Genomic DNA, 23,411 nt, shown 5'->3' with positions numbered 1-23,411 from the left:
CACCATGGAATCGAGCCGCGACATCGAGCGCCTGATCGACATCATGGCCGCCCTGCGCCAGCCGGAAACCGGCTGCCCCTGGGACATCGTCCAGACCTTCGAGACCATCAAGCCCTACACGATCGAAGAAGCCTACGAGGTTGCCGACGCGATCGAGCGGAACGACATGGACGACCTCTGCGAGGAGCTGGGCGACCTTCTCCTGCAAGTGGTCTTCCACGCCCGCATGGCAGAGGAGCGCGGCGAATTCGATTTCGGCAGTGTCGTCGAGGCCGTCACGCGCAAGATGATCCGCCGCCATCCGCATGTCTTCGCCCGCTCGGATGCCGACACGCCGGCAGCCGTGAAGCTGCAGTGGGACGAAATCAAGCAAGCGGAAAAACGCGAGCGCAAGGCGCGTCGCACCCGACGCGGCCTGCCGGACGACCCGTTGCGTGGTCATCTCGGCTCCGTGCAGCGGTCTTTCCCAGCCCTTGTCGAAGCCCTGAAGCTTCAGGAACGCGCCGCCAAGGTGGGTTTCGACTGGTCGGAGCCAGCACCGATCCTCGACAAGATCGAGGAGGAAATCGGCGAGTTGCGCGAGGCGCTTCGCAGCGACGACCAGAAGGCGGTCGCCGACGAACTCGGCGACCTGATCTTCGCGTTGGTCAATATCGGCCGCCATGTCGGCGCCGATCCGGAAATGGCGCTGCGGGGCACGAACACCAAGTTCCGCAACCGATTCTCCCATATCGAGGACAGCCTCGCCGCCAACGGCGAAAGCCTGGAGGCGGCGACACTGGAGCGCATGGAAGAACTGTGGCAGGCCGCCAAGCAGATCGAGCGCAGCCTGGGTAACGCAACGTCAGCAGAATGACGTTGCGTTAGAGGAATTCCAGCAAAAGTGCGCAGCGGTTTTGCGTCCGGAATTGCATGAAAACAAGGAGGTGGAGCGTTTTCGCGATTCGAAGAAAAGCGGAAATGCTCTAGCGCTCCCAATCCTCGCGCTGGGCCTTCTGCCCGATGCCGAGCCGGCGGTCGAGTTCGGCGGCTTCGGTTTCCGTCAGCCGCAGTTCCAGCCGCACATTGCCGTCTTCCATATCCTCGCGCAGATCGATGATCGAATGATCGTAGATCCATGGCAGAAGCTGCAACTGTCTCACCGGCACGATGACGTCGCGATCGACGAGCACGCCGGAGAGCCGCCGATTGATTTCGGCCAGCAGCGTATCGACACCCTCGCCCGAAATCGCGGAAACGGCGATCACGTTCGGCTGGTTCTCGGACTTCTGCACAAGCGCCTCGCGGGCCTCCGGCTCCAGCCGGTCGATCTTGTTCCAGACTTCGAGGATACGCTCCGCGCCGTCCTTCTCGTCGATGCCGAGATCGCCCAGAATACGCAGCACATCCGTCGATTGCGCACCATTGTCCGGGTCGGACATGTCGCGCACATGGAGAATCAAATCGGCTTCGAGCACCTCTTCCAGCGTTGCGCGGAACGCGGCGACAAGGTGGGTAGGCAGGTTCGAAATGAAACCAACGGTATCCGACAGGATGACGGTGCGGCCCTGCGGCAGCTTCATGCGGCGCAGCGTCGGGTCGAGCGTCGCAAACAGCATGTCCTCGGCAAGAACCCCTGCCCCGGTAATCAGGTTGAACAGCGTCGACTTGCCGGCATTGGTATAGCCGACGAGCGCCACGATCGGGTGCGGCACCTTCTTGCGCTTGGAACGGTGCAGCTGGCGGGTGCGGCGCACCTGCTCCAACTCGCGTTCCAGCTTGATGATCTTGTCCTGCAACAGCCGGCGGTCGGCTTCGATCTGCGTTTCACCCGGACCGCCCATGAAACCCGCGCCACCGCGCTGGCGTTCAAGGTGGGTCCAGCTGCGGACCAGACGGCCCTTCTGGTAGTTGAGATGCGCAAGCTCGACCTGCAGCGTGCCTTCCTTGGTGGAGGCGCGCCGGCCGAAAATTTCAAGAATGAGGCCCGTCCGGTCGATGACCTTGGCGTTCCATTCCTTCTCGAGATTGCGCTGCTGCACGGGCGTCAGCGGATGATCGACGATGACGAGACCGGCATCGTGTTCATCGAGCGCGGCCTTGATCTCCGCGATCTTGCCGGTGCCGAGCAGTGTGCCGGGTTTCGGCTGGCTGACGGGCACGACAGCAGCGTGAACGATCGTCAGATCGATGGCGCGGGCGAGGCCGACAGCCTCTTCCAGGCGCGCCTCGTCGGAGCGCGTGACAACGGTCGGGTTGGATTTTGCGCGCGCCGCCTTCAAGACGGGTGCAATGACGACAGCGCGCATATCGTCCCGGCGCTTTTCAACGTCCGGGACGACGGAATCCTTGTTTACATCGGATTTGCTAATTTTCGTGGGTCCTGTCAGGAGCCGCTTTCCTCGGTCTCGAACATCTGCAGCGGCTGGCCCGGCATGATGGTCGAGATCGCGTGTTTGTACACGAGCTGCGAGTGACCGTCGCGACGGAGAAGCACGCAGAAGTTGTCAAAAGAGGTGACAACCCCGGTCAGCTTGACCCCGTTGATGAGAAAGATTGTGAGAGAAATCTTTTGCTTGCGAACGGTATTAAGAAAAAGATCCTGCAGGTTTTGAGAACGTTCCGCCATCGCGCCGCTTCTTTCTGATTGCCGGCCCTTGAGACCGGTTGCCTAAAAATAAATGTCCCCAGCCCGGCAAGAAATTCCGGGACCGTCGATTTTGGTATCAAATCGCGGTCTTCTCCGCAACGGCGAAAAAGGCCTCCCGGATTTTCTGCGCCGTCATGCCCGGATGGCCGTTGGCGATCGTCTGTCCATCAATGGAAACGACCGGCAGACAGATCGTCGTCGCCCCGGTGATGAAAACTTCCCGCGCCTCCAGCATATCCGCAACCGAAAAGCGGCGCTCCTCGACGACAATCCCTAATTTTTCCGCCACGTCCAGCAGCGTCGTGCGCGTGATGCCACGCAGAATGGCGTGATCGGCCGGGCGCGTGACGAGTTTTCCGTCGCGGTCGACGATCCACAGGTTCGTCGCGCCGCCCTCGGTGACGTTGCCGTCGGCATCGACGAAAATCGCCTCCTGCGCGCCCGCCTCCTTAGCCTGCTGGCGCGCCAGCACATTCGGCAGGAGACCGACCGTCTTGATGTCCACCCGGCCCCAGCGATTGTCGGCAACCGTGACAGCCTTGATGCCTGCCGCATATTTCGCGGCATTCACGGCGGGGTTCAGGGCCTTGGCCGTCACGATCAGCGTTGCCCGCACCTCCGGCGAGGGGAAAACATGGTCGCGCTTTGCGCGCCCGCGTGTCACCTGGAGGTAGACCATGCCGTTGACGACGCGGTTGCGGCGCAGCACCTCCCGCATGATGCCGGTCAGGGCAGCGCGCGGCATGGGCGGGCGAATGCGGATTTCGCCGAGCGACCGGTCCAGCCGGTCGAGATGGCGCGTCATGTCGATGATGAGGCCCTGCTGTACCTGACAGACCTCATAGATCGCATCCGCAAAGACGAGGCCGCGGTCATCGATATGCACCGCTGCATCGGCATGGCGGACATAGCGGCCGTTGACATAGGCAAAACGCGGCATGGACAACCCTAAAAATACTGAATGCTGACGCGGAACAGTTGCTCGACATGGCGCACGGCGGCAGCGGCGGCAAAGAGCACCACGCGATCCTTCGCCTTGATCTTCGTGTCGCCATCCGGCCGAATCACCATCTTGTCCCGGTAGATCGCGCCGATGCGGATGCCCGGCGGCAATTCGATGTCGCGCAGCGGCTTGCCGACGAGCGGTGACGTTTCCAGGGCTTCCGCCTCGACAACCTCGGCCGAGCCCTTCTGCACCGCATAGACCGAGCGGATACGGCCCTTGCGCACGTGTTGCAGAATGCCGGAGATCGTTACGGCGCGCGGATTGATATGGGCGTCGATGCCGAGCGTCTTGGTGAAATCCTGGTACATCGGATCGTTGATCAGAACGAGGTTCTGCTTGCAGCCGAGGCGCTTGGCCATCACGCTGCCGAGAATGTTGATCTGGTCGTTGTTGGTCAGCGCCACGATCAGGTCGGCATCCTGGATATCGGCCTGCAGCAGCATCTTCTGGTCGAGTGCCGAACCGTGCAGCACGACGGCATTGCGCAGCTTGTCGGCAACGGAAACCGCGCGCTCCCGATCGTTCTCGATGATCTTCAGCCGGGTCTTCGGCTGATAGTCCTCGATCGCCTTGGCGACAAAGTAGCCGATATTCCCCCCGCCGGCGATGACGATGCGCGCCGCCTCCTGCTCCTCGTGGCCGAACAGCGCAAGCGTACGGCGCACATGCCCCTTGTCGCAGACCACATAGGCGAGATCGCCCGAATGCAGCTGATCGGTGGAGGTCGGCACGAAGAGCTTGCCGTTCGAGAAGATGCCGGTGACGGTGGCGTTCAAATCCGGAAAGAGTTCGCTCAACTGCTTCAGCGGCGTCTCGACGACCGGGCAATCCTCCATGCATTCGATCGCCACCATGACGATGCGGTCGTCGGCAAAGCGTACGACATCGGTCGCCCCCGGGAAGGAGATGCGCCGCAGCACCATCTTGCCGACCTCCACCTCCGGCGAGATCGTGACGTCGATCGGCATGTCGTCGCGCGAAAAGAGGTCGGAGTACTCCGGCACAAGGTAGCTCTGCGAGCGAATGCGGGCGATCTTGGTCGGCACGTTGAACAACGAATGCGCCACCTGGCAGGCGACCATGTTGATCTCGTCGAACAGCGTGACGGCAATCAGCATGTCCGCCTGGTCGGCGCCCGCCTTGGCCAGCACTTCCGGATGGGCGCCATGGCCGACGATGCCGCGGACATCGAGCGTCTCGGTGATGGCGGCGATCAGCGACGGCTGCGTGTCGATCACCGAAACGTCGTTACCCTCTTCCGAGAGCCGTTCTGCGATACCGTAGCCGACGCGTCCGGCGCCACAGATGATGACCTTCATACCCTAAAACCCCGCAGTCCCCGGACGGCCTTATACGCCAAGCGACTTCAGTTTGCGATGGAGCGCGGAGCGTTCCATGCCGACAAATTCGGCGGTACGGGAAATGTTGCCGCCGAAGCGGTTGATCTGGGCGATGAGATAGTCACGCTCGAACATTTCACGCGCTTCGCGCAGCGGCAGCGTCATGATGTGCTGGTCGCCCTGGGTCGAAATCTTCGGCAGCATGTCGCCCACTTCCGTCGGCAGCATGTCGGCAGTGATCGGCGTGTCCGGGCCGTCGCTGCGCGCGAGAATCATCAGGCGCTCGATATTGTTGCGCAGCTGGCGGATGTTGCCCGGCCAGTCGTGGGCCTGCAGCACGGCGAGTGCGTCGTCGCCGATTTTCCGCGCGCGGATGCCCGCCTGCTCGCTGACCTGTCGCATGAACATGTCGACGAGGAACGGAATATCCTCACGGCGTTCTGCGAGCGGCGGTACACGCACCGGCACGACGGCAAGGCGGTGATAAAGGTCCTCGCGAAAGCCGCCTTCGGCGATCAGGCTTTCGAGATTGTAGGCCGTGGAGGAGATGATGCGCACATCCACCCTCACCCGCTTGGAACCGCCGACGCGCTCGAACTGCTGGTCGACCAGCACGCGAAGAATCTTGTTCTGCGTCTCGCGCGGCATTTCGCCGATCTCGTCGAGATAGAGGATGCCGCCATGCGCCTCTTCCAGCGCACCCGTCTTGCGCGACTGGCCGGGCGTGCCTTCCGTCCCGAACAGCGCGACTTCCATGCGTTCCGGCGTGATTGCCGCGGCGTTGAGCACGACGAACGGTCCAGTCGCACGGGTCGATTTGCGGTGAATCATGCGCGCCACCAGTTCCTTGCCGGAACCGGAGGGGCCGAGAATCATGATGCGGCTGTTGGTCGGCGAGACCTTGTCGATGTTCTGGCGCAGCTGCGAGACGGCAACGGAGGTGCCGATCAACTCGGCCGGATCACCGGACCGCTTCTTGAGTTCCGTCACCTCGCGGCGCAGCTTGGAATTCTCCAGTGCCCGCTCGGCGATGAGAATCAGCCGGTCCGCCTTGAACGGCTTCTCGATAAAATCGTAGGCGCCGCGGCGGATCGCCGAGACGGCCGTCTCGATATTGCCGTGGCCCGAGATCATCACGACCGGCAGATCCGGGTAACGGCTCTTGATTTCGTCGAGCAGCGCCAGCCCGTCGAGCTTGCTGCCCTGCATCCAGATATCGAGGAAGACGAGACGCGGCACGCGATCGCTGATCGCGGCCAGCGCGCTGTCGCTGTCATAGGCGGTGCGCGTTTCGTGACCCTCGTCCGAAAGGATGCCCGAGACGATCTCGCGAATGTCCTCTTCGTCGTCGACTACGAGAATATCAGACGCCATGGCTCATTTCCTTGCTCTTCTTTTCCGCACCGATGGCCACCGTTTCCTCGTAGGGCAGGATCACGCGGATCATCGCCCCATGGCCATTGTCGAAGTCCGCAGGGGCATCGTGCAGTTCCAGCTGCCCGCCATGGTCTTCGATGATCTTCTTCACGATGGCGAGGCCGAGCCCCGTGCCCTTCTCGCGCATCGTCATATAGGGTTCTAGAATACGATGCCGGTTCTCCGTCGGCAGACCTTTGCCGTTGTCAATGACATCGACGACGAACCGCCGTCCCGCATCGTCGGGCGTCGCGCGAACGAGAACCTTGCGTTCCTCACGCGAGCCATCCGGCGGCAGCGCCTCGATTGCTTCCACCGCATTCTTGATAAGATTGCCAAAAGCCTGGCCCAGCATGCGCGCATCGAACAGCCCCGTCAGCGGCACCTCGCCCAGGTCCTTATGGAACGTGACGTGGTTGTTGCCCATTTCGCGCAGGAACACCGCATCCTTCAGGATGTTCCGCAGGTCAGAACGCTCCTTGGTCGGCTTGGGCATGCGGGCGAAGGTCGAAAACTCGTCCACCATGCGGCCGATGTCTTCCACCTGCCGCACGATCGTGTCCGTACACTGGTCGAACACCGCCCGATCCTCGGGGTCGATCTGCTTGCCGTAGCGGCGGCGAAGGCGTTCTGCGGAGAGCTGGATCGGCGTCAGCGGGTTCTTGATCTCGTGCGCGATTCGCCGCGCCACATCCGCCCAAGCCGTCGAGCGCTGTGCGATGACCAGGTCGGTAATGTCGTCGATGGTGACGACATAGGACTCCTTCGCATCCTTGGCCTCCTCGCGCGTCACCTGCACGTTGAGCGTCCGCTCCTTGCCGCCATGCATGATATTGACCTGCTTGCGGTGGTCGTTGCGGTAGCGACCAGACCCTTCGGTGAGCACGGCTGCAATTTCCGGTGCCACCTCTGCCAGCGGCTTGCCGATGAGGTCGCTGACATTGCGCCCCAAAAGCAGTTCTGCCGAAAGGTTGGCGATCGTCACCCGCCCATCTTGCTCGACGCCAATGACCGCGGCAGTCACGCCGGAAAGCACGGCCTCGATAAACCGGCGGCGATGTTCGACCTCGTCCTTCGCGTCAAGGATCTGGTCCTGCTGCGCGCGGATTTCTGCAATCATCTTGTTGAAGGTGCGCGAAAGGTTACCAACGTCGCCGTCCACAGTGCGCACCGGAACGCTCACATCCAGATTGCCGGAGGCGACGCTGTCGGCCGCACCGATAAGCTGACGGATCGGGCGAACGATCCGGTCGGCGACGGCGATTGCCGTCCAGATCGCAGCGAGAAGCACGATGAGGGCGAAACCGAGATAAAGCACGCCGAAGGCAATCTGCAGCGTCGTGCGGCCTGCCTCAAGTGCGCGATACTCCGCCGTGTTCTCCTCCATCAGCCGCATCGAGCGCATGACTTCGGGGTCGACGGTGCGGATCGTATAGAGGAAGGCGTCCGGAATGTTGTCGAGCTTGATGATGGCACCGACGAGGTTCGTCGTTCCCGGTGGAATCAGTGTCGGCTGGCCCGCGGCTGACGCGCGCAACGCTTCCTCGGGCACCGCCGGCAACGGGCTTTCGGTGTGGATGTTGGCTTGAACGAGGGTCGAGCCATCGGCACGCAGAAGGAAAGCACCGAGCATGCCGCGACCGCGTGCCTGCCGTGTCATCAATTCTATGAAGCCCGTGCGGTCGAGGCTGTAGAGCTGGCGATTGCGATCAAGGTCGTTTGCCATCGACACGGTCTGGCCCTGAAGATAGCTCGCATTTTCAAGCATATAGGCCTGCGCCACATTGAGCGACGAGCTGACGATCGACTGGGTCCGGAGCGAAAACCAGCGATCGAGGCCGACATCCAGCGTGATGGACGCAAAGATCGCGACCAGCACGGCCGGCGTGATCGCGACAATGGAGAAAAGCGCCACGATCCGCACATGCAGGCGCGCCGCGGCACGGCCGCGCCGTCGGGCGCGCAAAAGCCGCAGGATTTCGCGGCCGATCAGGAACATCAGGCCGACGATGAAGATCGCGTTGATCGCCGCCGATGCAATGACGACATTGGCTTCAGGCTTGATCGGCGTCAGGCCGAGCAGGATGAACAGAGAGATCGTCGCCGCGACAAGCGCGCCGCCGGCCAGCAGCAGGCCAGGCAGAGCAAAGGACGCGCGGCGGTCGCCACCCGTTCCCGCGTCGCTCGTTGCCGAAAGCAGGCTTACGCCCTCATTCATCTGCCGCATCGCTTCCCCGACCGGATACCCGAAGGGCGCCGACGTTTTTCTCGTGTTTTCCGGAGTAGCGCCGATCGCGTAAGGATCGGCTGCATTTTGCACCCACATCCAGAACGATCAGGCACGCGAACCTATTCGGCCGCAAACCCCTCTGTTACCCTCAAGCAACAGATTGTGGCCAAAATGCAACGCCCCCAACCGATAAGTCAAGCGGAGCGGGAACTTCTGTACACGGATACACCCAGTTCGCGAATTTTCTTGCGCAGCGTGTTGCGGTTGAGGCCGAGCAGGTCGGCGGCCTTGATCTGATTGCCGCGCGTTGCAGTCAGAGCCGCCAGGATCAGCGGATACTCCACCTCGGCCAACACACGATCGTACAGCCCGACCGGCGGCAGGCCATCACCGAAGCCGGCAAAGTACTGCCGCATATTTTCCTCGACGGCCTGCGAAATCGACAACGACCACGTGCGCGCCACCGTCTTCTCGATCGGGCTGTCGGGAATGTCGGCACGCAGCTCCGTCTCGATGATTTCGCGGCTGATCACGTCCTGCGGATAGAGTGCGGTGAGCCGGCGCACCACATTTTCCAGTTCGCGCACGTTGCCCGGCCAAGGATGCGCCTTCATCAGTTCCAGCGCCTCCTGATCGAATCGCTTGGCGTCGAGCCCTTCCTTTTCCGCCTGCTGCACGAAATGGCGCACCAGATCGGGGATATCCTCCGCCCGGTCGCGCAGCGGCGGCAGGCGCAACGGCACGACGTTCAGACGGTAATAGAGGTCTTCGCGAAAGAGGCCCTGATTGATCGACTGCTTCAGGTCCTTGTTGGTCGCCGCCACGATGCGCACATCCGTACGGATCGGCGTGCGCCCACCCACTGTCGTATATTCGCCCTGCTGAAGCACGCGCAGCAGACGGGTCTGGGCGTCCATCGGCATGTCGCCGATCTCGTCGAGGAAGAGCGTGCCGCCTTCTGCCTGCTCAAAGCGGCCGGTCGAACGGTTCTGAGCCCCGGTAAAGGCGCCCTTCTCATGCCCGAACAGTTCCGATTCGATGAGGTCGCGCGGGATCGCCGCCATGTTGATGGCGACGAAAGGGCCGTTGCGGCGCTTGCCGTAATCATGCAGCGCCCGCGCGACAAGTTCTTTGCCCGTGCCCGATTCGCCGGTGATCATCAGCGTCAGGTCGGTCTGCATCAGGCGGGCGAGCACGCGGTAGATTTCCTGCATCGCGGCCGAGCGGCCGACGAGCGGCATGCCGTCCTGCGTGTCGTCGTCGAGGCGGGCGGGCTTGCGCTTCGGCTCCGAAAGCGCCCGGCCGATGATGGCAATGAGTTCAGTGAGGTCGAAAGGCTTCGGAAGATAGTCGTAGGCGCCCTTCTCCGAGGCCTTGATCGCCGTCATGAAGGTGTTTTGCGCGCTCATCACGAGCACCGGCAGCTCCGGGCGGGCCTTCTTGATGCGCGGCAGCAGGTCGAAGGCGTTCTCGTCCGGCATCACGACATCGGTCACGACGATGTCGCCCTCGCCGGCAGAAATCCAGCGCCACAGGGTCGCTGCGTTGGAGGTGATGCGCACATCATATCCCGCACGGCTGAGGGCTTGGTTGAGCACCGTGCGGATCGCGGCATCGTCATCGGCAACGAGGACTGTGGCGCCTGTCATTAGATACGTCCTTTGGTCTTGGGAAAGTCGTCGTCTTCACTGACGCCGCGAGAGGCCGGCATCAGCACGCGGAAGGTGGTGCGGGAACCCTGGCTGTCGCATTCGACAATGCCGCCATGGCCACCGATAATCTTTGCGACCAGTGCGAGACCTAGGCCGGAGCCGTTGGTCTTGGTCGTGATGAAAGGATCGAAGAGGTGCGGGACGAGATCCGCCGGCACGCCGGGGCCATTGTCATGCACACAGAACTCGAGCGGCAGCGAAATCTTTTCGCGCGTGCCGGCCACCGAAAGCCGAATGCCGGGCCGGTAGGCAGTCGTCAGCTGGATTTCCCCATCCGGCCGGTTGCCGACAGCCTCGGCCGCATTCTTGATGAGGTTGAGAAACACCTGAACGAGCTGGTCGCGATTGGCATAGACCGCCGGCAACGAGGGATCATAAAGCTCGGTGATCTTGATATCCCGCCCGAACCCCGCCTTGGCGACAGCCTTCACATGGTCGAGCACGGAATGAATGTTGAGCGGCACGCGGTCGATCGGCCGCTCGTCGGAAAACACTTCCATCCGGTCGACCAGCGAGACGATGCGGTCGGTCTCGTCGCAGATGAGTCGGGTCAGCGCCCGGTCCTCATCGAGCACGGAGGTTTCCAAAAGCTGCGCTGCGCCGCGAATGCCGGAAAGCGGGTTCTTGATCTCGTGCGCCAGCATGGAGGCGAGCCCCGTCACCGAACGCGCGGCAGCGCGATGGGTGAGCTGGCGGTCGATCTTGTCCGCCATAGAGCGCTCCTGGATGACGACCACCACCGCGCCCGGCTCGGTCGTCACCGGCGCCACGTAGATATCGACGAGCTTTTCCGCGCCGAGCCGCGGCGAGCTGAGATCCACCCGATATTCGCTGACCGGCGCCTTGCGCTCACGCACCTGGTCGATCAGCGTCAAGAGCGGGCTGCCGAAGGGGATGACGGCGGAAACCTTGTGCCTGGCGAGATGGTTGGCGCTCGCGCCGAAGAAGGATTCGGCCTCCCAGTTGGCAAAGGCGATGAACCCGTTGACGTCGACGAGGATGACCGGGTTCTGGATGGCGTTGAGCACGGCGAGCGCGAGATCCGGCGCCTTCGCGGCATTCTGGTCTGCGGCCTTGTCCGTCATGCGGCCTCTCCAATCCTGGCCGTGTCGTTGCCCAGCACGGCGGTAGCGAGCCGATCCGCCACGAAGGTGCTGTCGCGCGCCGTCATGATCGCGGCCTTGTCCGGTCCGGTCAGGCCGGGCGCAAAACGCTCCAGATACCAGCCAACATGTTTTCGCGCATGGCGCAGGCCCGCTTCATCGCCATAGAAATCAAGCATCATGCGATAGTGCTCGACCGCAACCGCGGCGACCTTTTCCGCCGATGGATGCGCTGAAGCACCCGCCAGCACTGCCGGATGCCAGGGCCGCCCCTGTGCCGACCGTCCGACCATGACGGCATCGGCGCCCGAGCGGCGCAGAATCTCCTGCGCATCCTCTGCCGTATCGACGTCGCCGTTCGCCACGAGCGGAATGGTGAGAACGTCACGCACCGCGCGAATCGCATCCCAATCGGCCCGGCCTTCGTAGAACTGCATGCGCGTGCGCCCATGCACGGTGATCATCGCAGCACCAGCAGCCTCCGCGCGCGAAGCAATGTGCGGCGCGTTGAGCGAATTATGATCCCAGCCGAGCCGCATCTTCACCGTCACCGGCACCTTGACCGCGTTGACGGTCGCCTCGATCAGGCCGAGCGCATGGTCCGGATCCCGCATCAGCGCCGAGCCCGAATAGCCACCGATCACCTTCTTGGCGGGGCAGCCCATGTTGATGTCGATAATATCGGCGCCCTCGCCCTCCGCGATCTTCGCCGCCTCCGCCATCCAGTGTGCCTCGCGGCCGGCGAGTTGCACCATATGGGGCCGGATGCCGCAATTGCGGATGCGCGACCAGCTTTCCCGTGCATTCAGCGCCAGTTCCCGGCTCGCCACCATCTCGGTCACCACCAGGCCGGCGCCAAAACGCCAGGCAAGATCGCGGAACGGCAGGTCCGTAACGCCGGACATCGGCGCAAGAACCACGCGGTTCCGAAGGGTCTGGCCACCAACCGCGAGCGGCGCTGACAAGGCGGGGATCGTCAAATGCTCATCTTTCAAGCAGGTCATGTCTCTGCACTATTTTTAGCCATTGTTATCGTTCTTGCCAAGACGCAATCACATCGCCCCGTAATTTTCCCAAGGACGCTGGAATTGCGTCATCCTTCCGGCTAAACCACCTCAAAACGCTTTGAAACGAGAGGTGCGAGACCGAAATGCAGGCGGAAAACACGCTATCCTGCGCTGTGGTGATCGTTGCCGCCGGGCGAGGTGAACGGGCCGGAAGTCATGCCGAAGGCCCCAAGCAATACCGCCGCATCGGCGGAAGGCCGGTCATCTCCCATACGCTCGATCTCTTTGTCAATTGGCAGCCGGCCCGGCGTATCGTGGTCGTGATACATCCCGATGACGAAGCGCTGTTCGAGACCGCCCGCGCCACAGCCCTGCCCGCCGGTGATCGCCTCACCGTCGTGCACGGCGGCGCGACCCGCCAGCAATCCGTGCTTTCCGGCCTCGAAGTCCTCGCCGATGACGATATCAGCCACGTCCTCATCCAGGATGCCGTGCGTCCCTTCGTCGAGCCCGCCATCCTCGTGCGCACACTCGCTGCCTTCCATCACGGGGCGCGTGCGGTTCTTCCAGCCGTCGCCGTTGCCGACACGCTGAAGCGGGCGGATGCCAACGGCAATGTCGCGGAAACCGTGTCCCGCTCGGGCCTGTTCGCCGCCCAGACGCCGCAATCCTTCCACCTCGCCACCATCCTCGAAGCGCATCGCCGCGCTGCCGCCTCCGGCCGCACGGACTTCACCGACGACGCCTCGATTGCCGAATGGGCCGGCGTGCGCGTGCATCTCGTCGAAGGCAGCGCCGGTAACGTCAAGCTTACATTGCAGAAGGACATCACCATGGCCGACCAGCGCCTCTCCCACGGCTTGCCGGATGTTCGCACCGGCAACGGCTACGATGTGCATCAGCTTGTGGAAGGCGACGGCGTGACGCTCTGTGGCCTCTTCATCCCGCACGACCAGAGGCTTTCCGGCCATTCCGACGCTGACGTCGCCCTGCACGCCCTGACGGACGCCCTGCTCGCGACCTGTGGCGCCGGCGATATCGGCGACCATTTTCCGCCTTCGGATATGCAGTGGAAGGGTGCGGCCTCGCGCATCTTCCTTGAGCATGCCGCCGGCATCGTGCGTGCCAACGGTGGCACGATCATGAATGCCGACGTCTCGCTGATCGCCGAAGCCCCGAAGGTCGGTCCGCACCGCGATGCGATGCGTCAAAACCTTTCGGACTTCCTTGGAATTTCGATCGACCGCTGCTCGGTGAAGGCAACGACCAACGAGAAGATAGGCTTCATCGGCCGCCGCGAGGGCATTGCCGCCATTGCCACCGCGACCGTCGTCTACAGGGGGACCGACGCATGAGCATCTGGCCGGAAGACATCGAAAATGCCGCCCGCACAATCGTTGCCGATTTCACGGAACGCAAGCTGCTGATCGCCACCGCCGAATCCTGCACCGCCGGCCTGATTGCCGGCGCGATCACCGAGATCGCCGGCTCTTCAAACGTCTTCGACCGCGGTTTCGTCACCTATTCCAACGAGGCCAAGCGCGAGATGATCGGCGTCGCCAATGCGACGCTGAAGGCCCATGGCGCCGTCTCCCGCGCGACGGCCCTCGAAATGGCGCAAGGTGCCATCGGAAATTCCGGCGCCAACATCTCTATCGCCGTGACAGGTATTGCCGGCCCCGGCGGCGGCTCGGATGAAAAGCCGGTCGGCCTCGTCCACCTCGCCGCAGCCCGTACAGACCGCGAAACGCTTCACCGCGAGATGCGCTACGGCGATATCGGCCGCAGTGCCGTCCGGCTTGCGACGGTGCGCACCGCGCTGGAAATGCTGATCGAGATCGCGCGGGATTAGTTCGGGCAGAGGGAATAGACGCTCATGGCGAAATTCGCCTCGTAGCGTGCCGCATCGCTCCAGAAGACCTGACCCGCGGAAAAATTATTTGCGAGGAAAGCGTCAACACTCGCCTTCTGCTTTTCGGCGAGCACCTTGTAATCGGGCGTCCTGCGCTTTTCGCTGACACATGTCGTGAAATCCGGGATGGGGCTTGTCCGCTCCACAAAGAGCGCCTCGAAGTCACTGGAACTCAATGCCTTACCAGTCTCGACGGCAGCGATCTTGCGGGCCGCCGGTGCGGGCAGCACGATATCGAACGTCTCGACATGGAAAAAATCACCGAGGCGCCGGTCCTCATCGCCAAGTTCGGGCCCCTCGACGGTATAGGCCTTGCCGACGAGCTTGTAGCCGCTCACCTCGAAGGCCAAACGCGCCGAGATCTTTACTATCAACGCCTTCTCGTGCTCCGGCTTCTGATCCTTGAAGAGCGGGGGCTGCAACGTCTCCTTGTCCACGATGCGCATCTCACCGCCGACGTCGATCGCCACCGGATCGGAGGAATAGGCGTGGCGCGCATTGTAGAAGGCCAGCATCTCCGCTTCGCGTGTTGGGAAGAAGGCGCGATCCAGATAAACGGGATTTCGTGGCAAGCCGCCATCGGTGCCCCGGATCGTCATCTTCACATCCGGCCCGATGCGATAACTACCAGCAAGCGGCCGGTTCTGTTCGTCGAGAAGCAGGATGTAGTCTCCCGGCGCTTCCTGCGCGGCCGCAGACGTGCAGAACAAGGCGATCAGGACGAAGGGCGCAAACCGGGTGATCATGCCCCGGTAACGGGTGAGCAGGCGGAAAAATTCAGGTGGTTGGATAGATCGCGTCGGCGCGCTTCTCGAACGCCTCGGTGAACATACGAAAGGCGCGGTCGAACATCGAGCCCATCAGCGCACCGAGAATGCGGCTCTTGAACTCGTAGTCGATGAAGAAATGCACAGAACACCCGCCGTCCGGCAGCGCCTCGAACCGCCAGCGATTGTCGAGGTAGCGGAATGGCCCGTCGATATACTTGACGTCGATTGCACGTTCCACCCGGTTGAGCAACACCTGCGTGGTAAAGGTCTCGCGGATCGCCTTGTAGCCGACCGTCATGTCGGCAACCAGCAAATCCTTGCCATCCCGCTCCTTGCGCGAGCGAACCGTCAGCCCCTCGCAGAGCGGCAGGAATTCCGGATACCGCTCCACATCGGCAACGAGGTCGTACATCTGTTCAGGCGTGTGGGGAACCGGACGGCGGGTTTCGTATTGGGGCATGGCCGAGAGCTAATATTTTGGCCCCAGAATCGCAAGTAGCTGTTGGTTCTGGCGTCGCGATTTCAACACGCAAACCGACACATCAGGGCCATATGCCGCAAGATTTTCCGCGATTTCCGGGCTTTCCGTCCGCTCGAAATTCCAGACATAGCTGAGAAATTCCCGGCTGATCCGTTCCGGGCATCCATCCGCCATTTCCGGCCGCGACTGGCCGCGAAGTCTTAACCAGCGCGAGATCACCCCATAAAGCGACATCCAGCGCGGCGGGCGCAGCCAGAGCACCAGGTGGCTGCGCGGCAGACGCAGCGGCAGCGTGCCGGGGCTCGTACCGTCAAGGACCCAGCGCTCTTGAGCAACGATCGTCTGCAAGCGCGCCAAAGCCTCCACCCTTGGCCGCGTCTCCCAGCCCGGCAGCCAGAAAATCTCGCGATCCATGGAGACGTAGGGCACAGCAAGACGCGCCGAGAGCCCCTGCGCCAGCGTACTCTTGCCGCTCCCCGAGCAGCCGATCACCAGCACACGCTCTGCCGTCCTCAGCCGTTCGGCTGCCTCCTCTACGGTGATCGAAACCGTCATGGCCGTCCCCCAAATGCAAAACCCCGCCGTCGGGCAGGACGGCGGGGTTTAGAGGAAGGTCTTGAAAATGTCTATTCCGCGGCGGCGAGAAGCTTGCGCTCGCGAGCGGCGCGAAGTCGGGCGAAATCATCTCCGGCATGGTGCGAGGAGCGCGTCAGCGGGCTCGACGAAACCATCAGGAAGCCCTTGCTGTAGGCGACCGTCTCGTAGGACTTGAACTCGTCCGGCGTGACGAAGCTCATGACGGCGTGGTGCTTGCGGGTCGGTTGAAGATACTGACCGATGGTGAGGAAATCGACGTCGGCGGTGCGAAGGTCGTCCATCAGCTGGAGCACTTCGTTGCGCTCTTCGCCGAGGCCCACCATGATGCCCGACTTGGTGAACATGGTCGGGTCGAGTTCCTTCACGCGCTGCAGCAGGCGGACGGAGTGGAAGTAGCGCGCACCCGGGCGGACGGTCAGGTAATTGCCCGGCACGGTCTCCATGTTGTGGTTGAACACGTCGGGCTTGGCAGCGACGACGCGTTCCAGGGCACCGGGCTTCTTCAGGAAGTCGGGTGTCAGGATTTCGATCGTCGTCAGCGGCGAGGCCGCGCGGATCGCCCAGATCACCTTCTCGAAATGTTCTGCACCACCATCGGCCAGATCATCACGGTCCACCGAGGTGATGACGACGTGGCTGAGGCCCATCTGCTTGACGGCCTTGGCGACGTTTTCCGGCTCAGCCAGGTCGAGCGCATTCGGCTTGCCCGTCGCCACGTTGCAGAAGGCGCAGGCGCGGGTACAGATCTCGCCCATGATCATGAAGGTCGCGTGCTTCTTGTCCCAGCACTCACCGATGTTCGGGCAACCCGCTTCCTCGCACACCGTCACCAGCTTGTGGCTGCGCACGAGATCGCGCGTCTCCTGGTAGCCCTTGGAGACCGGCGCGCGCACGCGGATCCATTCCGGTTTGCGCAGCACTTCGGTGTCCGGCCGGTTGGCCTTTTCCGGGTGGCGTACCCGCTTGCCATCGGGTGAAGGGTTGGTGCGGTCGAGAATGGTGACCATGTCGTTTCCACTTTCCTGGTGAACGCCTTCGCGTTCATCCTGCGGACCGAAAATCAGCAGCCCGCCTCATGTGGAGGCGGGCTTTAGCACGTTCAAGCGTTGAGCGCACGCCCATAGGCATCCAGCACGCTTTCCTTCAGCGTTTCCGAGATCGTCGGATGCGGGAAGATCGTGTGCATCAGCTCTTCCTCGGTGGTTTCGAGGTTCATGGCGATGACGAAGCCCTGGATGAGTTCCGTTACTTCCGCGCCGACGAGATGGGCGCCGAGCAACTCGCCGGTCTTCTTGTCGAAGATCGTCTTGACGAGACCCTGGTCTTCGCCAAGCGCAATCGCCTTGCCATTGGCGACGAAGGGGAAACGGCCGACGCGAATGTCACGGCCCTGTTCCTTGGCCTTGGCTTCCGTGAGGCCAACCGAAGCGACCTGCGGGTGGCAATAGGTGCAGCCCGGGATCTTCGACTTGTCCATCGGGTGGACGTTCGGCAGGCCGGCGATCTTCTCGATGCAGATGACGGCCTCATGTTCAGCCTTGTGGGCGAGCATCGGGGGACCTGCGACGTCGCCGATGGCGTAGATGCCCGGCACGTTGGTCTTACCGTAGCCGTCGATGGCGATGAAGCCACGGTCGGTCTTCACGCCGAGCGCCTCAAGGCCGATATTTTCCACATTCGCCTGCACGCCGACGGCGGAGATCATACGGTCGGCGGTGATCTTCTCAACCTTGCCGTCCTTCATCTCGACATGCGCGGTGATCGAGTTGGCGCCCTTCTCCACCTTGGTGACCTTGGCCTCCAGATGGATCTTCATGCCCTGCTTCTCGAACTGCTTCTTGGCGAGCGCAGAGATTTCGGCATCCTCGACCGGCATCACCGTCTTCATCACTTCGACGACTGTCACGTCGACACCAAGCGTGCGGTAGAAGGACGCGAATTCGATGCCGATGGCGCCCGAGCCCATGACGAGCAGCGACTTCGGCATTTCCTCCGGCTTCATCGCCTCGAAATAGGTCCAGATCAGCTTGCCATCCGGCTCGATGCCGGGCAGCGCACGCGGACGCGCACCGGTCGCGATCACGATGTTCTTGGCCGTATAGGTGCCTTCCGGCAGCACGGTCTTCGGCAGTGGCGCCTGCGGCTGCTGGATCGCCTTGGTCGTCTTGGACACGACGATCTCGCCCGGCTTGGTGATCTTGGCCTCGCCCCAGATGATATCGACCTTGTTCTTCTTCATCAGGAAACCGACGCCGCCGTTCATGCGCTGCGCGATGCCGCGCGAGCGGGCGACGATGGCCTTCAGGTCCGGTGTCACCGAGCCTTCGATCTTGATGCCGTAGTCGCCCGGGTGCTGTGCGTAGTGGAAGATTTCGGCCGAGCGCAGCAGCGCCTTGGTCGGAATGCAACCCCAGTTCGAGCAGATGCCGGCGAGATGCTCGCGCTCGACGATGGCCGTCTTCAGGCCAAGCTGGGCGGCGCGGATCGCGGCGATGTAGCCGCCCGGACCCGAACCGATAACGATGACGTCGTAAGTCTGAGCCATGTCGTTTCCTGCCTTTTCTCTGGGCCGCGCGCGGATTGCTGCTGCCGCCTGTTGTCTTTTTACAATCCGAGCATCATGCGCACGACGGGCTCGAGCCCGCGGCCAATCGCCCGTGTGTTTTCAGCATCGAGGTGCACGCCATCGAGCGGCGTTGTCCTGGCGACCGATCCGGCATCGAAGAAGCCGCAACCGGTCTCATCCGCGAGGTCCGCGTAAAGTGTCGCCAGCATCGCCGACTGTTCGACGCCGCCGGTATACATCGCCGAAAAGGCAACGTTCGCCGTCTCGCAGATCGGCGGCGGCGAAACGATGAGGATCTCCGGCCCGCCCTCGCCGCTGAACGACCAGGCGTGGTGGCGCACCAGCTCCACCAGCCGTTCCACGCCGCGCACCGCGCCAAATGCCGTTCCGCAGATCGTCGGCTTCATGTCGTTGGCGCCGAGCAGAAGGATGACGAGGTCGATCGGATCGTGGCTGTGCAGGATCGTCGGCAGGATGCGCACACCGTTGCGGTCGCAATCCGCCAGATGATCGTCATAGGCGGTGGTGCGGCCGTTCAGGCCCTCTGCGATAACGGTGACATCCGGTCCCAGAGCCTTGGCGAGCACGCTCGGCCAGCGATCCTCGAAGGCATGCCGGTCGAGCGTTTCCGCACTGTAACCCCAGGTCAGGCTGTCGCCGTAGCAGAGAACCGTCTTCATGGCCGCACCCCGCGTATCAGACGAGCATCCCCATCGGGCTTTCGATGTAGCGCTTGAAGGCTCCGAGCAGTTCGGCGCCGAGCGCTCCGTCGACGGCGCGGTGGTCGGTGGAGAGCGTAACCGTCATCGCATTGACGATTACCATCTGGCCCTTCTTGACCACGACCCGCTCCGTGCCGGCACCAACCGCCAGGATCGTCGCATGCGGCGGGTTGACGACGGCGGCGAAATTCGAGACGCCCATCATGCCCATGTTGGAGACCGCAGTCGTGCCGCCCTGGTACTCTTCCGGCTTCAGCTTGCGTTCCTTGGCGCGCTTGCCGAGGTCCTTCATCTCGTTGGAGATGGCCGACAGGCTCTTCAGCTCCGCCTTGCGGATGATCGGGGTGATCAGACCGCCCGGGATCGACACGGCAACGCCGACATCGGCGTGTTTATGTTTCACCATGTTGCTGTCGGTCCAGGAGACGTTGGCGTCCGGCACATCGCGCAGGGCAAGTGCCATGGCCTTGATCACCATATCGTTGACCGAGAGTTTGTAGGCCGGCTTGCCGTCCTTCTCCGGTGCGGAACCGTTGATCTGGGCGCGCAGCGCCAGAAGCGCATCGAGCTCGACATCGACCGAGACGTAGAAGTGCGGGATCGTCTGCTTGGATTCCTGCAGGCGCTTGGCAATGGTCTTGCGCATGCCGTCATGCGGCACGAGGTCGTAGGAGCCCTGCTCGAACAGCTTGAGCACGGCGTCTTCCGACATGCCCTTCGGAGCAGCGGCCGGAGCGGCCGAGGCAGCAGCAGCCGGGGCTGCGGCAGCGGCGGGCTTGGCTCCACCGGAGGTGACAGCCTTTTCGACGTCGCTCTTCACCACGCGACCATGCGGGCCGGAACCGGAAACCGCCGAAATGTCGACACCGGCTTCCTTGGCGATGCGGCGGGCGAGCGGCGAGGAGAACACGCGGTTGCCGTCCTTGGCCGGAGCCGGACCGGCAGAGGCGGTCGCAGCGGGAGCCGCTGCAGCAGCAGCCGGCTTTTCCGCTTCCTTCGGCGCTTCGGGGGTCTTTGCTTCCGCCTTCGGAGCAGCAGCACCGCCACCAGCGGCGGCAGCGCCAACATCTTCGCCATCGGCGGCGAGGATGGCAATGAGGCTGTTGACCTTCACGCCTTCCGTACCGGCCGGCACGACGATCTTGGCGACAACGCCCTCGTCGACAGCTTCGACTTCCATCGTCGCCTTATCGGTCTCGATCTCGGCGATGACGTCACCGGATTTCACGGTGTCGCCTTCCTTGACGAGCCACTTGGCGAGGTTGCCCTCTTCCATGGTAGGTGACAGGGCGGGCATCGTGATGTTGATCGGCATGTCTCAACCCTCCCCTTATTTGTAGCAGACGGTTTTGACCGCCTGGACGACTTCGCCGACATTCGGCAGCGCCAGCTTTTCGAGGTTCGCGGCGTAGGGCATCGGAACGTCCTTGCCGGCAATCGTCAGGATCGGCGCATCGAGATAGTCGAAAGCCTGCTGCATGACGCGGGTCGCGATCTCGGTGCCGACGGAGGACTGCGGGTAGCCTTCCTCAACGACGACCAGGCGGCCGGTCTTCTTGACCGATTCGATGACGGTCGGCAGGTCCATCGGGCGGATGGTGCGCAGGTCGATCAGTTCGACGTCGATGCCGTCCTTCTCGAGCTCCGCAATCGCCTTCAGCGCATAGGTCATGCCGATGCCGAAGGAGACGACGGTGACGTCGTTGCCCTTCTTGTGGATGCGCGCCTTGCCGATCGGCAGCACGAAATCATCCATCTTCGGCACTTCGAAGCTCTGGCCGTAGAGGATTTCGTTTTCGAGGAAGATGACCGGGTTCGGATCGCGGATGGCGGCCTTCAGCAGACCCTTAGCATCGGCAGCCGTGTACGGCATGACGACCTTGAGGCCCGGAATGTGGCTGTACCAGGCGGCATAGCACTGCGAGTGCTGGGCCGCGACGCGGGCAGCCGCGCCATTCGGGCCGCGGAAGACGATCGGCGCGCCCATCTGGCCACCGGACATGTAGAGCGTCTTGGCAGCGGAGTTGATGATCTGGTCGATCGCCTGCATGGCGAAGTTGAAGGTCATGAACTCGACGATGGGCTTGAGGCCCGTCATGGCCGCACCGACGCCGACGCCGGCAAAGCCATGTTCAGTGATCGGCGTATCGATGACGCGGCGGTCGCCGAATTCTTGCAGAAGACCCTGGGTGATCTTGTAGGCACCCTGGTATTCGGCGACTTCCTCACCCATGACGAAGACGTCTTCGTCGCGGCGCATTTCTTCCGCCATGGCATCGCGCAGCGCTTCACGCACCGTCGTCATCACCATTTCGGTGCCGGCCGGAATATCCGGATCGGCGGTGACTTCGCCCTTCGGCTGAGCCGGGACGGATGCGGCGGCAGGGGCCGGTTCGGCGGCCTTCGGTGCTTCGGCTTCTGCCGGCTTTGCGGCGGCCTTGGGGGCTGCGACCGAATCGGCGCTTTCGCCGTCCTGCAGCAGCACGGCGATTGCCGTGTTGACCTTGACGCCTTCAGTGCCGGCGGCGATCAGGATCTTGCCGATCACGCCTTCATCGACGGCTTCGACTTCCATCGTCGCCTTGTCGGTTTCGATTTCAGCGATCACATCGCCGGACTTTACGGTGTCACCCTCGTTCTTGATCCACTTGGAGAGCGTTCCCTCTTCCATGGTCGGAGACAGGGCGGGCATGAGAATTTCGATAGGCATTTTTCGTCCCTCCCCGGATTACAGCAGGATGTCGGTGTAGAGTTCGGATGCATCCGGCTCCGGATCGGCCTGCGCGAAATCGGCACTGTCGGCGACAATGTCACGGACGTCCTTGTCGATCTGCTTGAGATCGTCCTCGCTTGCCCACTTGTTTTCCAGAAGGCGGGCGCGCACCTGCTCGATCGGGTCGTGCTCGGAACGCATCTTCTGCACTTCGTCCTTCGAGCGGTACTTCGCCGGGTCGGACATGGAATGGCCGCGGTAGCGGTAGGTCTGCATCTCGAGGATGACCGGACCCTTGCCTGCACGGCAGTGCGCGACAGCCTCATCCGCAGCAGCCTTCACCGCACGCACATCCATGCCATCCACCTGGAAACCGGGGATGTTGAAGGAGGCGCCGCGATGCGAGAAGTCGGTCTGGGCTGAGGCACGCGAAACGGACGTGCCCATGGCGTAGCGGTTGTTCTCGATCACGTAGACCACCGGCAGCTTCCAAAGCGCTGCCATGTTGAAGCTCTCGTAGACCTGGCCCTGGTTGGCCGCGCCGTCACCGAAATAGGCAAGCGATACATTGTCGTTGCCGCGATAGCGGTTTGCGAAGGCAAGACCGGTACCGAGCGAGACCTGCCCGCCGACGATGCCGTGACCGCCGTAAAAATTCTTTTCCTTGGAGAACATGTGCATGGAGCCGCCCTTGCCCTTGGAAAGGCCGCCGCGACGTCCGGTCAGTTCGGCCATCACACCACGTGGGCTCATGCCGCAAGCGAGCATGTGGCCATGGTCGCGATAACCGGTGATGACCTGGTCACCTTCTTTCAGCGCCGCCTGCATGCCGACGACGACAGCTTCCTGGCCAATGTAGAGGTGACAGAAGCCGCCGATGAAGCCCATGCCGTAAAGCTGGCCGGCCTTCTCTTCGAAACGCCGGATCAGCAGCATTTCGCGGTAGGCTTTGAGATCGTCTTCCTTGGAGAATTCGGCGATGGTGCCGCCGGTGAAGTCTTTTTTGACAGGCCTTGCCGTGGTCTTACGGCTGGACGTGGACGCGGTTTTACGCGGAGCCATGCGTTCCTCCCTATGTTTGCCTCTTGAAGAAAACCATAGGGGAGAAAGTCCGGCTCAGCAATGCCATAAATGCATGGCTTATATTCTTCGTAAGCCGCTGAATAGTAAGGGAGATTTACGATTAACTAGATTTCAGTTAATCCAG

21 protein-coding genes are annotated in these 23,411 nt (G+C 62.6%); 3 read left to right on the top strand and 18 right to left on the bottom strand.

Annotated elements, in window-relative coordinates:
- Window positions 1-4 precede the first annotated feature (4 nt).
- Complete coding sequence (gene mazG, locus BSY16_RS05400) at window positions 5-856, top strand: nucleoside triphosphate pyrophosphohydrolase (RefSeq protein ID WP_069058708.1); 852 nt, start codon at window positions 5-7, stop codon at window positions 854-856.
- A 109-nt stretch (window positions 857-965) separates the two neighbouring features.
- Here the strand turns inward: mazG and hflX are convergent, their stop codons facing one another.
- The 9 genes from hflX to dusB form a co-directional block, all read right to left on the bottom strand.
- On the bottom strand, window positions 966-2,288 hold the full coding sequence (gene hflX / locus BSY16_RS05395) for a GTPase HflX (RefSeq protein WP_069058707.1): 1,323 nt from the start codon (window positions 2,286-2,288) through the stop codon (window positions 966-968).
- Between the two features lie 77 nt (window positions 2,289-2,365).
- Window positions 2,366-2,608, bottom strand: coding sequence for an RNA chaperone Hfq (gene hfq / locus BSY16_RS05390; protein ID WP_023514954.1), 243 nt, complete (start codon window positions 2,606-2,608; stop codon window positions 2,366-2,368).
- A gap of 97 nt (window positions 2,609-2,705) precedes the next feature.
- The gene (locus tag BSY16_RS05385; RefSeq protein ID WP_069061392.1) at window positions 2,706-3,569 is read right to left on the bottom strand and encodes a D-amino-acid transaminase; all 864 of its coding nucleotides are present in this window, start codon (window positions 3,567-3,569) and stop codon (window positions 2,706-2,708) included.
- Window positions 3,570-3,577: 8 nt separating this feature from the next.
- Window positions 3,578-4,954, bottom strand: a complete 1,377-nt coding sequence (trkA, locus tag BSY16_RS05380; protein WP_069058706.1) for a Trk system potassium transporter TrkA — start codon at window positions 4,952-4,954, stop codon at window positions 3,578-3,580.
- Window positions 4,955-4,984: 30 nt separating this feature from the next.
- Window positions 4,985-6,349: a nitrogen assimilation response regulator NtrX gene (gene ntrX / locus BSY16_RS05375; protein WP_069058705.1), complete on the bottom strand. Its 1,365-nt coding sequence runs from the start codon at window positions 6,347-6,349 to the stop codon at window positions 4,985-4,987.
- A complete protein-coding gene (locus BSY16_RS05370) occupies window positions 6,339-8,609 on the bottom strand; it encodes a sensor histidine kinase NtrY-like (RefSeq protein ID WP_069061391.1) in 2,271 nt (756 codons plus the stop codon). The genes ntrX and BSY16_RS05370 overlap by 11 nt, the downstream gene beginning before the upstream one ends.
- Before the next feature lie 206 nt (window positions 8,610-8,815).
- Window positions 8,816-10,270, bottom strand: a complete 1,455-nt coding sequence (ntrC, locus tag BSY16_RS05365; protein WP_069058704.1) for a nitrogen regulation protein NR(I) — start codon at window positions 10,268-10,270, stop codon at window positions 8,816-8,818.
- Window positions 10,270-11,418 (bottom strand): two-component system sensor histidine kinase NtrB, encoded by a 1,149-nt coding sequence (locus BSY16_RS05360; RefSeq protein WP_069058703.1) that lies wholly within the window; start codon window positions 11,416-11,418, stop codon window positions 10,270-10,272. The genes ntrC and BSY16_RS05360 overlap by 1 nt, the downstream gene beginning before the upstream one ends.
- The gene (dusB, locus tag BSY16_RS05355) at window positions 11,415-12,440 is read right to left on the bottom strand and encodes a tRNA dihydrouridine synthase DusB (protein WP_069058702.1); all 1,026 of its coding nucleotides are present in this window, start codon (window positions 12,438-12,440) and stop codon (window positions 11,415-11,417) included. The genes BSY16_RS05360 and dusB overlap by 4 nt, the downstream gene beginning before the upstream one ends.
- A 146-nt stretch (window positions 12,441-12,586) precedes the next feature.
- Between dusB and BSY16_RS05350 the strand changes: the two genes are divergently transcribed.
- Together BSY16_RS05350 and BSY16_RS05345 are read left to right on the top strand one after the other, a co-directional pair.
- Window positions 12,587-13,798, top strand: coding sequence for a bifunctional 2-C-methyl-D-erythritol 4-phosphate cytidylyltransferase/2-C-methyl-D-erythritol 2,4-cyclodiphosphate synthase (locus BSY16_RS05350; protein ID WP_069058701.1), 1,212 nt, complete (start codon window positions 12,587-12,589; stop codon window positions 13,796-13,798).
- A gap of 2 nt (window positions 13,799-13,800) precedes the next feature.
- Complete coding sequence (locus BSY16_RS05345) at window positions 13,801-14,295, top strand: CinA family protein (RefSeq protein WP_150130025.1); 495 nt, start codon at window positions 13,801-13,803, stop codon at window positions 14,293-14,295.
- On the opposite strand, the gene BSY16_RS05340 is transcribed toward BSY16_RS05345, so the two are convergent.
- The 9 genes from BSY16_RS05340 to pdhA all read right to left on the bottom strand — a co-directional run bounded on the left by BSY16_RS05340 (window position 14,292) and on the right by pdhA (window position 23,266).
- Window positions 14,292-15,101: a hypothetical protein gene (locus BSY16_RS05340; RefSeq protein ID WP_069058699.1), complete on the bottom strand. Its 810-nt coding sequence runs from the start codon at window positions 15,099-15,101 to the stop codon at window positions 14,292-14,294. The genes BSY16_RS05345 and BSY16_RS05340 overlap by 4 nt on opposite strands.
- 31 nt (window positions 15,102-15,132) lie before the next feature.
- Window positions 15,133-15,585, bottom strand: a complete 453-nt coding sequence (locus BSY16_RS05335; protein ID WP_069058698.1) for a type II toxin-antitoxin system RatA family toxin — start codon at window positions 15,583-15,585, stop codon at window positions 15,133-15,135.
- 9 nt (window positions 15,586-15,594) lie between these two features.
- A complete protein-coding gene (locus tag BSY16_RS05330; protein ID WP_069058697.1) occupies window positions 15,595-16,161 on the bottom strand; it encodes a P-loop NTPase family protein in 567 nt (188 codons plus the stop codon).
- A gap of 71 nt (window positions 16,162-16,232) precedes the next feature.
- Window positions 16,233-17,210 carry a lipoyl synthase gene (lipA, locus tag BSY16_RS05325; protein ID WP_069058696.1) on the bottom strand — a complete coding sequence of 326 codons (978 nt, stop codon included), beginning with the start codon at window positions 17,208-17,210 and terminating at the stop codon, window positions 16,233-16,235.
- Window positions 17,211-17,302: 92 nt separating this feature from the next.
- Window positions 17,303-18,748, bottom strand: a complete 1,446-nt coding sequence (gene lpdA, locus BSY16_RS05320; RefSeq protein WP_069058695.1) for a dihydrolipoyl dehydrogenase — start codon at window positions 18,746-18,748, stop codon at window positions 17,303-17,305.
- Between the two features lie 59 nt (window positions 18,749-18,807).
- Window positions 18,808-19,449, bottom strand: coding sequence for an SGNH/GDSL hydrolase family protein (locus BSY16_RS05315; protein WP_069058694.1), 642 nt, complete (start codon window positions 19,447-19,449; stop codon window positions 18,808-18,810).
- 16 nt (window positions 19,450-19,465) lie between these two features.
- A complete protein-coding gene (locus BSY16_RS05310) occupies window positions 19,466-20,806 on the bottom strand; it encodes a pyruvate dehydrogenase complex dihydrolipoamide acetyltransferase (RefSeq protein ID WP_069058693.1) in 1,341 nt (446 codons plus the stop codon).
- Between the two features lie 15 nt (window positions 20,807-20,821).
- Entirely contained in the window at window positions 20,822-22,201 is a 1,380-nt protein-coding gene (locus tag BSY16_RS05305; RefSeq protein WP_069058692.1) for a pyruvate dehydrogenase complex E1 component subunit beta, read from the bottom strand.
- An 18-nt stretch (window positions 22,202-22,219) separates the two neighbouring features.
- Window positions 22,220-23,266: a pyruvate dehydrogenase (acetyl-transferring) E1 component subunit alpha gene (gene pdhA, locus BSY16_RS05300; RefSeq protein WP_069058691.1), complete on the bottom strand. Its 1,047-nt coding sequence runs from the start codon at window positions 23,264-23,266 to the stop codon at window positions 22,220-22,222.
- Window positions 23,267-23,411 lie beyond the last annotated feature (145 nt).

This window comes from Sinorhizobium sp. RAC02 (genome assembly GCF_001713395.1).
Classification (GTDB): Bacteria; Pseudomonadota; Alphaproteobacteria; order Rhizobiales; family Rhizobiaceae; genus Shinella.
The sequence above is the reverse complement of the archived record's forward strand: the minus strand, read 5'-3'. Positions and strand labels throughout refer to the sequence as shown.

Excerpts from the sequence above, each read along its gene's own strand:
- lipA (WP_069058696.1), bottom strand. The coding sequence starts at position 17,210 with ATGGTCACCATTCTCGACCGCACCAACCCTTCACCCGATGGCAAGCGG.
- BSY16_RS05340 (WP_069058699.1), bottom strand. The coding sequence starts at position 15,101 with ATGATCACCCGGTTTGCGCCCTTCGTCCTGATCGCCTTGTTCTGCACG.
- BSY16_RS05360 (WP_069058703.1), bottom strand. The coding sequence starts at position 11,418 with ATGACGGACAAGGCCGCAGACCAGAATGCCGCGAAGGCGCCGGATCTC.
- BSY16_RS05350 (WP_069058701.1), top strand. The coding sequence starts at position 12,587 with ATGCAGGCGGAAAACACGCTATCCTGCGCTGTGGTGATCGTTGCCGCC.
- hfq (WP_023514954.1), bottom strand. The coding sequence starts at position 2,608 with ATGGCGGAACGTTCTCAAAACCTGCAGGATCTTTTTCTTAATACCGTT.
- BSY16_RS05310 (WP_069058693.1), bottom strand. The coding sequence starts at position 20,806 with ATGCCGATCAACATCACGATGCCCGCCCTGTCACCTACCATGGAAGAG.
- ntrC (WP_069058704.1), bottom strand. The coding sequence starts at position 10,270 with ATGACAGGCGCCACAGTCCTCGTTGCCGATGACGATGCCGCGATCCGC.
- lpdA (WP_069058695.1), bottom strand. The coding sequence starts at position 18,748 with ATGGCTCAGACTTACGACGTCATCGTTATCGGTTCGGGTCCGGGCGGC.
- dusB (WP_069058702.1), bottom strand. The coding sequence starts at position 12,440 with ATGACCTGCTTGAAAGATGAGCATTTGACGATCCCCGCCTTGTCAGCG.
- BSY16_RS05330 (WP_069058697.1), bottom strand. The coding sequence starts at position 16,161 with ATGACGGTTTCGATCACCGTAGAGGAGGCAGCCGAACGGCTGAGGACG.
- mazG (WP_069058708.1), top strand. The coding sequence starts at position 5 with ATGGAATCGAGCCGCGACATCGAGCGCCTGATCGACATCATGGCCGCC.
- BSY16_RS05315 (WP_069058694.1), bottom strand. The coding sequence starts at position 19,449 with ATGAAGACGGTTCTCTGCTACGGCGACAGCCTGACCTGGGGTTACAGT.
- ntrX (WP_069058705.1), bottom strand. The coding sequence starts at position 6,349 with ATGGCGTCTGATATTCTCGTAGTCGACGACGAAGAGGACATTCGCGAG.
- trkA (WP_069058706.1), bottom strand. The coding sequence starts at position 4,954 with ATGAAGGTCATCATCTGTGGCGCCGGACGCGTCGGCTACGGTATCGCA.
- BSY16_RS05370 (WP_069061391.1), bottom strand. The coding sequence starts at position 8,609 with ATGAATGAGGGCGTAAGCCTGCTTTCGGCAACGAGCGACGCGGGAACG.
- BSY16_RS05335 (WP_069058698.1), bottom strand. The coding sequence starts at position 15,585 with ATGCCCCAATACGAAACCCGCCGTCCGGTTCCCCACACGCCTGAACAG.
- BSY16_RS05385 (WP_069061392.1), bottom strand. The coding sequence starts at position 3,569 with ATGCCGCGTTTTGCCTATGTCAACGGCCGCTATGTCCGCCATGCCGAT.
- hflX (WP_069058707.1), bottom strand. The coding sequence starts at position 2,288 with ATGCGCGCTGTCGTCATTGCACCCGTCTTGAAGGCGGCGCGCGCAAAA.
- pdhA (WP_069058691.1), bottom strand. The coding sequence starts at position 23,266 with ATGGCTCCGCGTAAAACCGCGTCCACGTCCAGCCGTAAGACCACGGCA.
- BSY16_RS05305 (WP_069058692.1), bottom strand. The coding sequence starts at position 22,201 with ATGCCTATCGAAATTCTCATGCCCGCCCTGTCTCCGACCATGGAAGAG.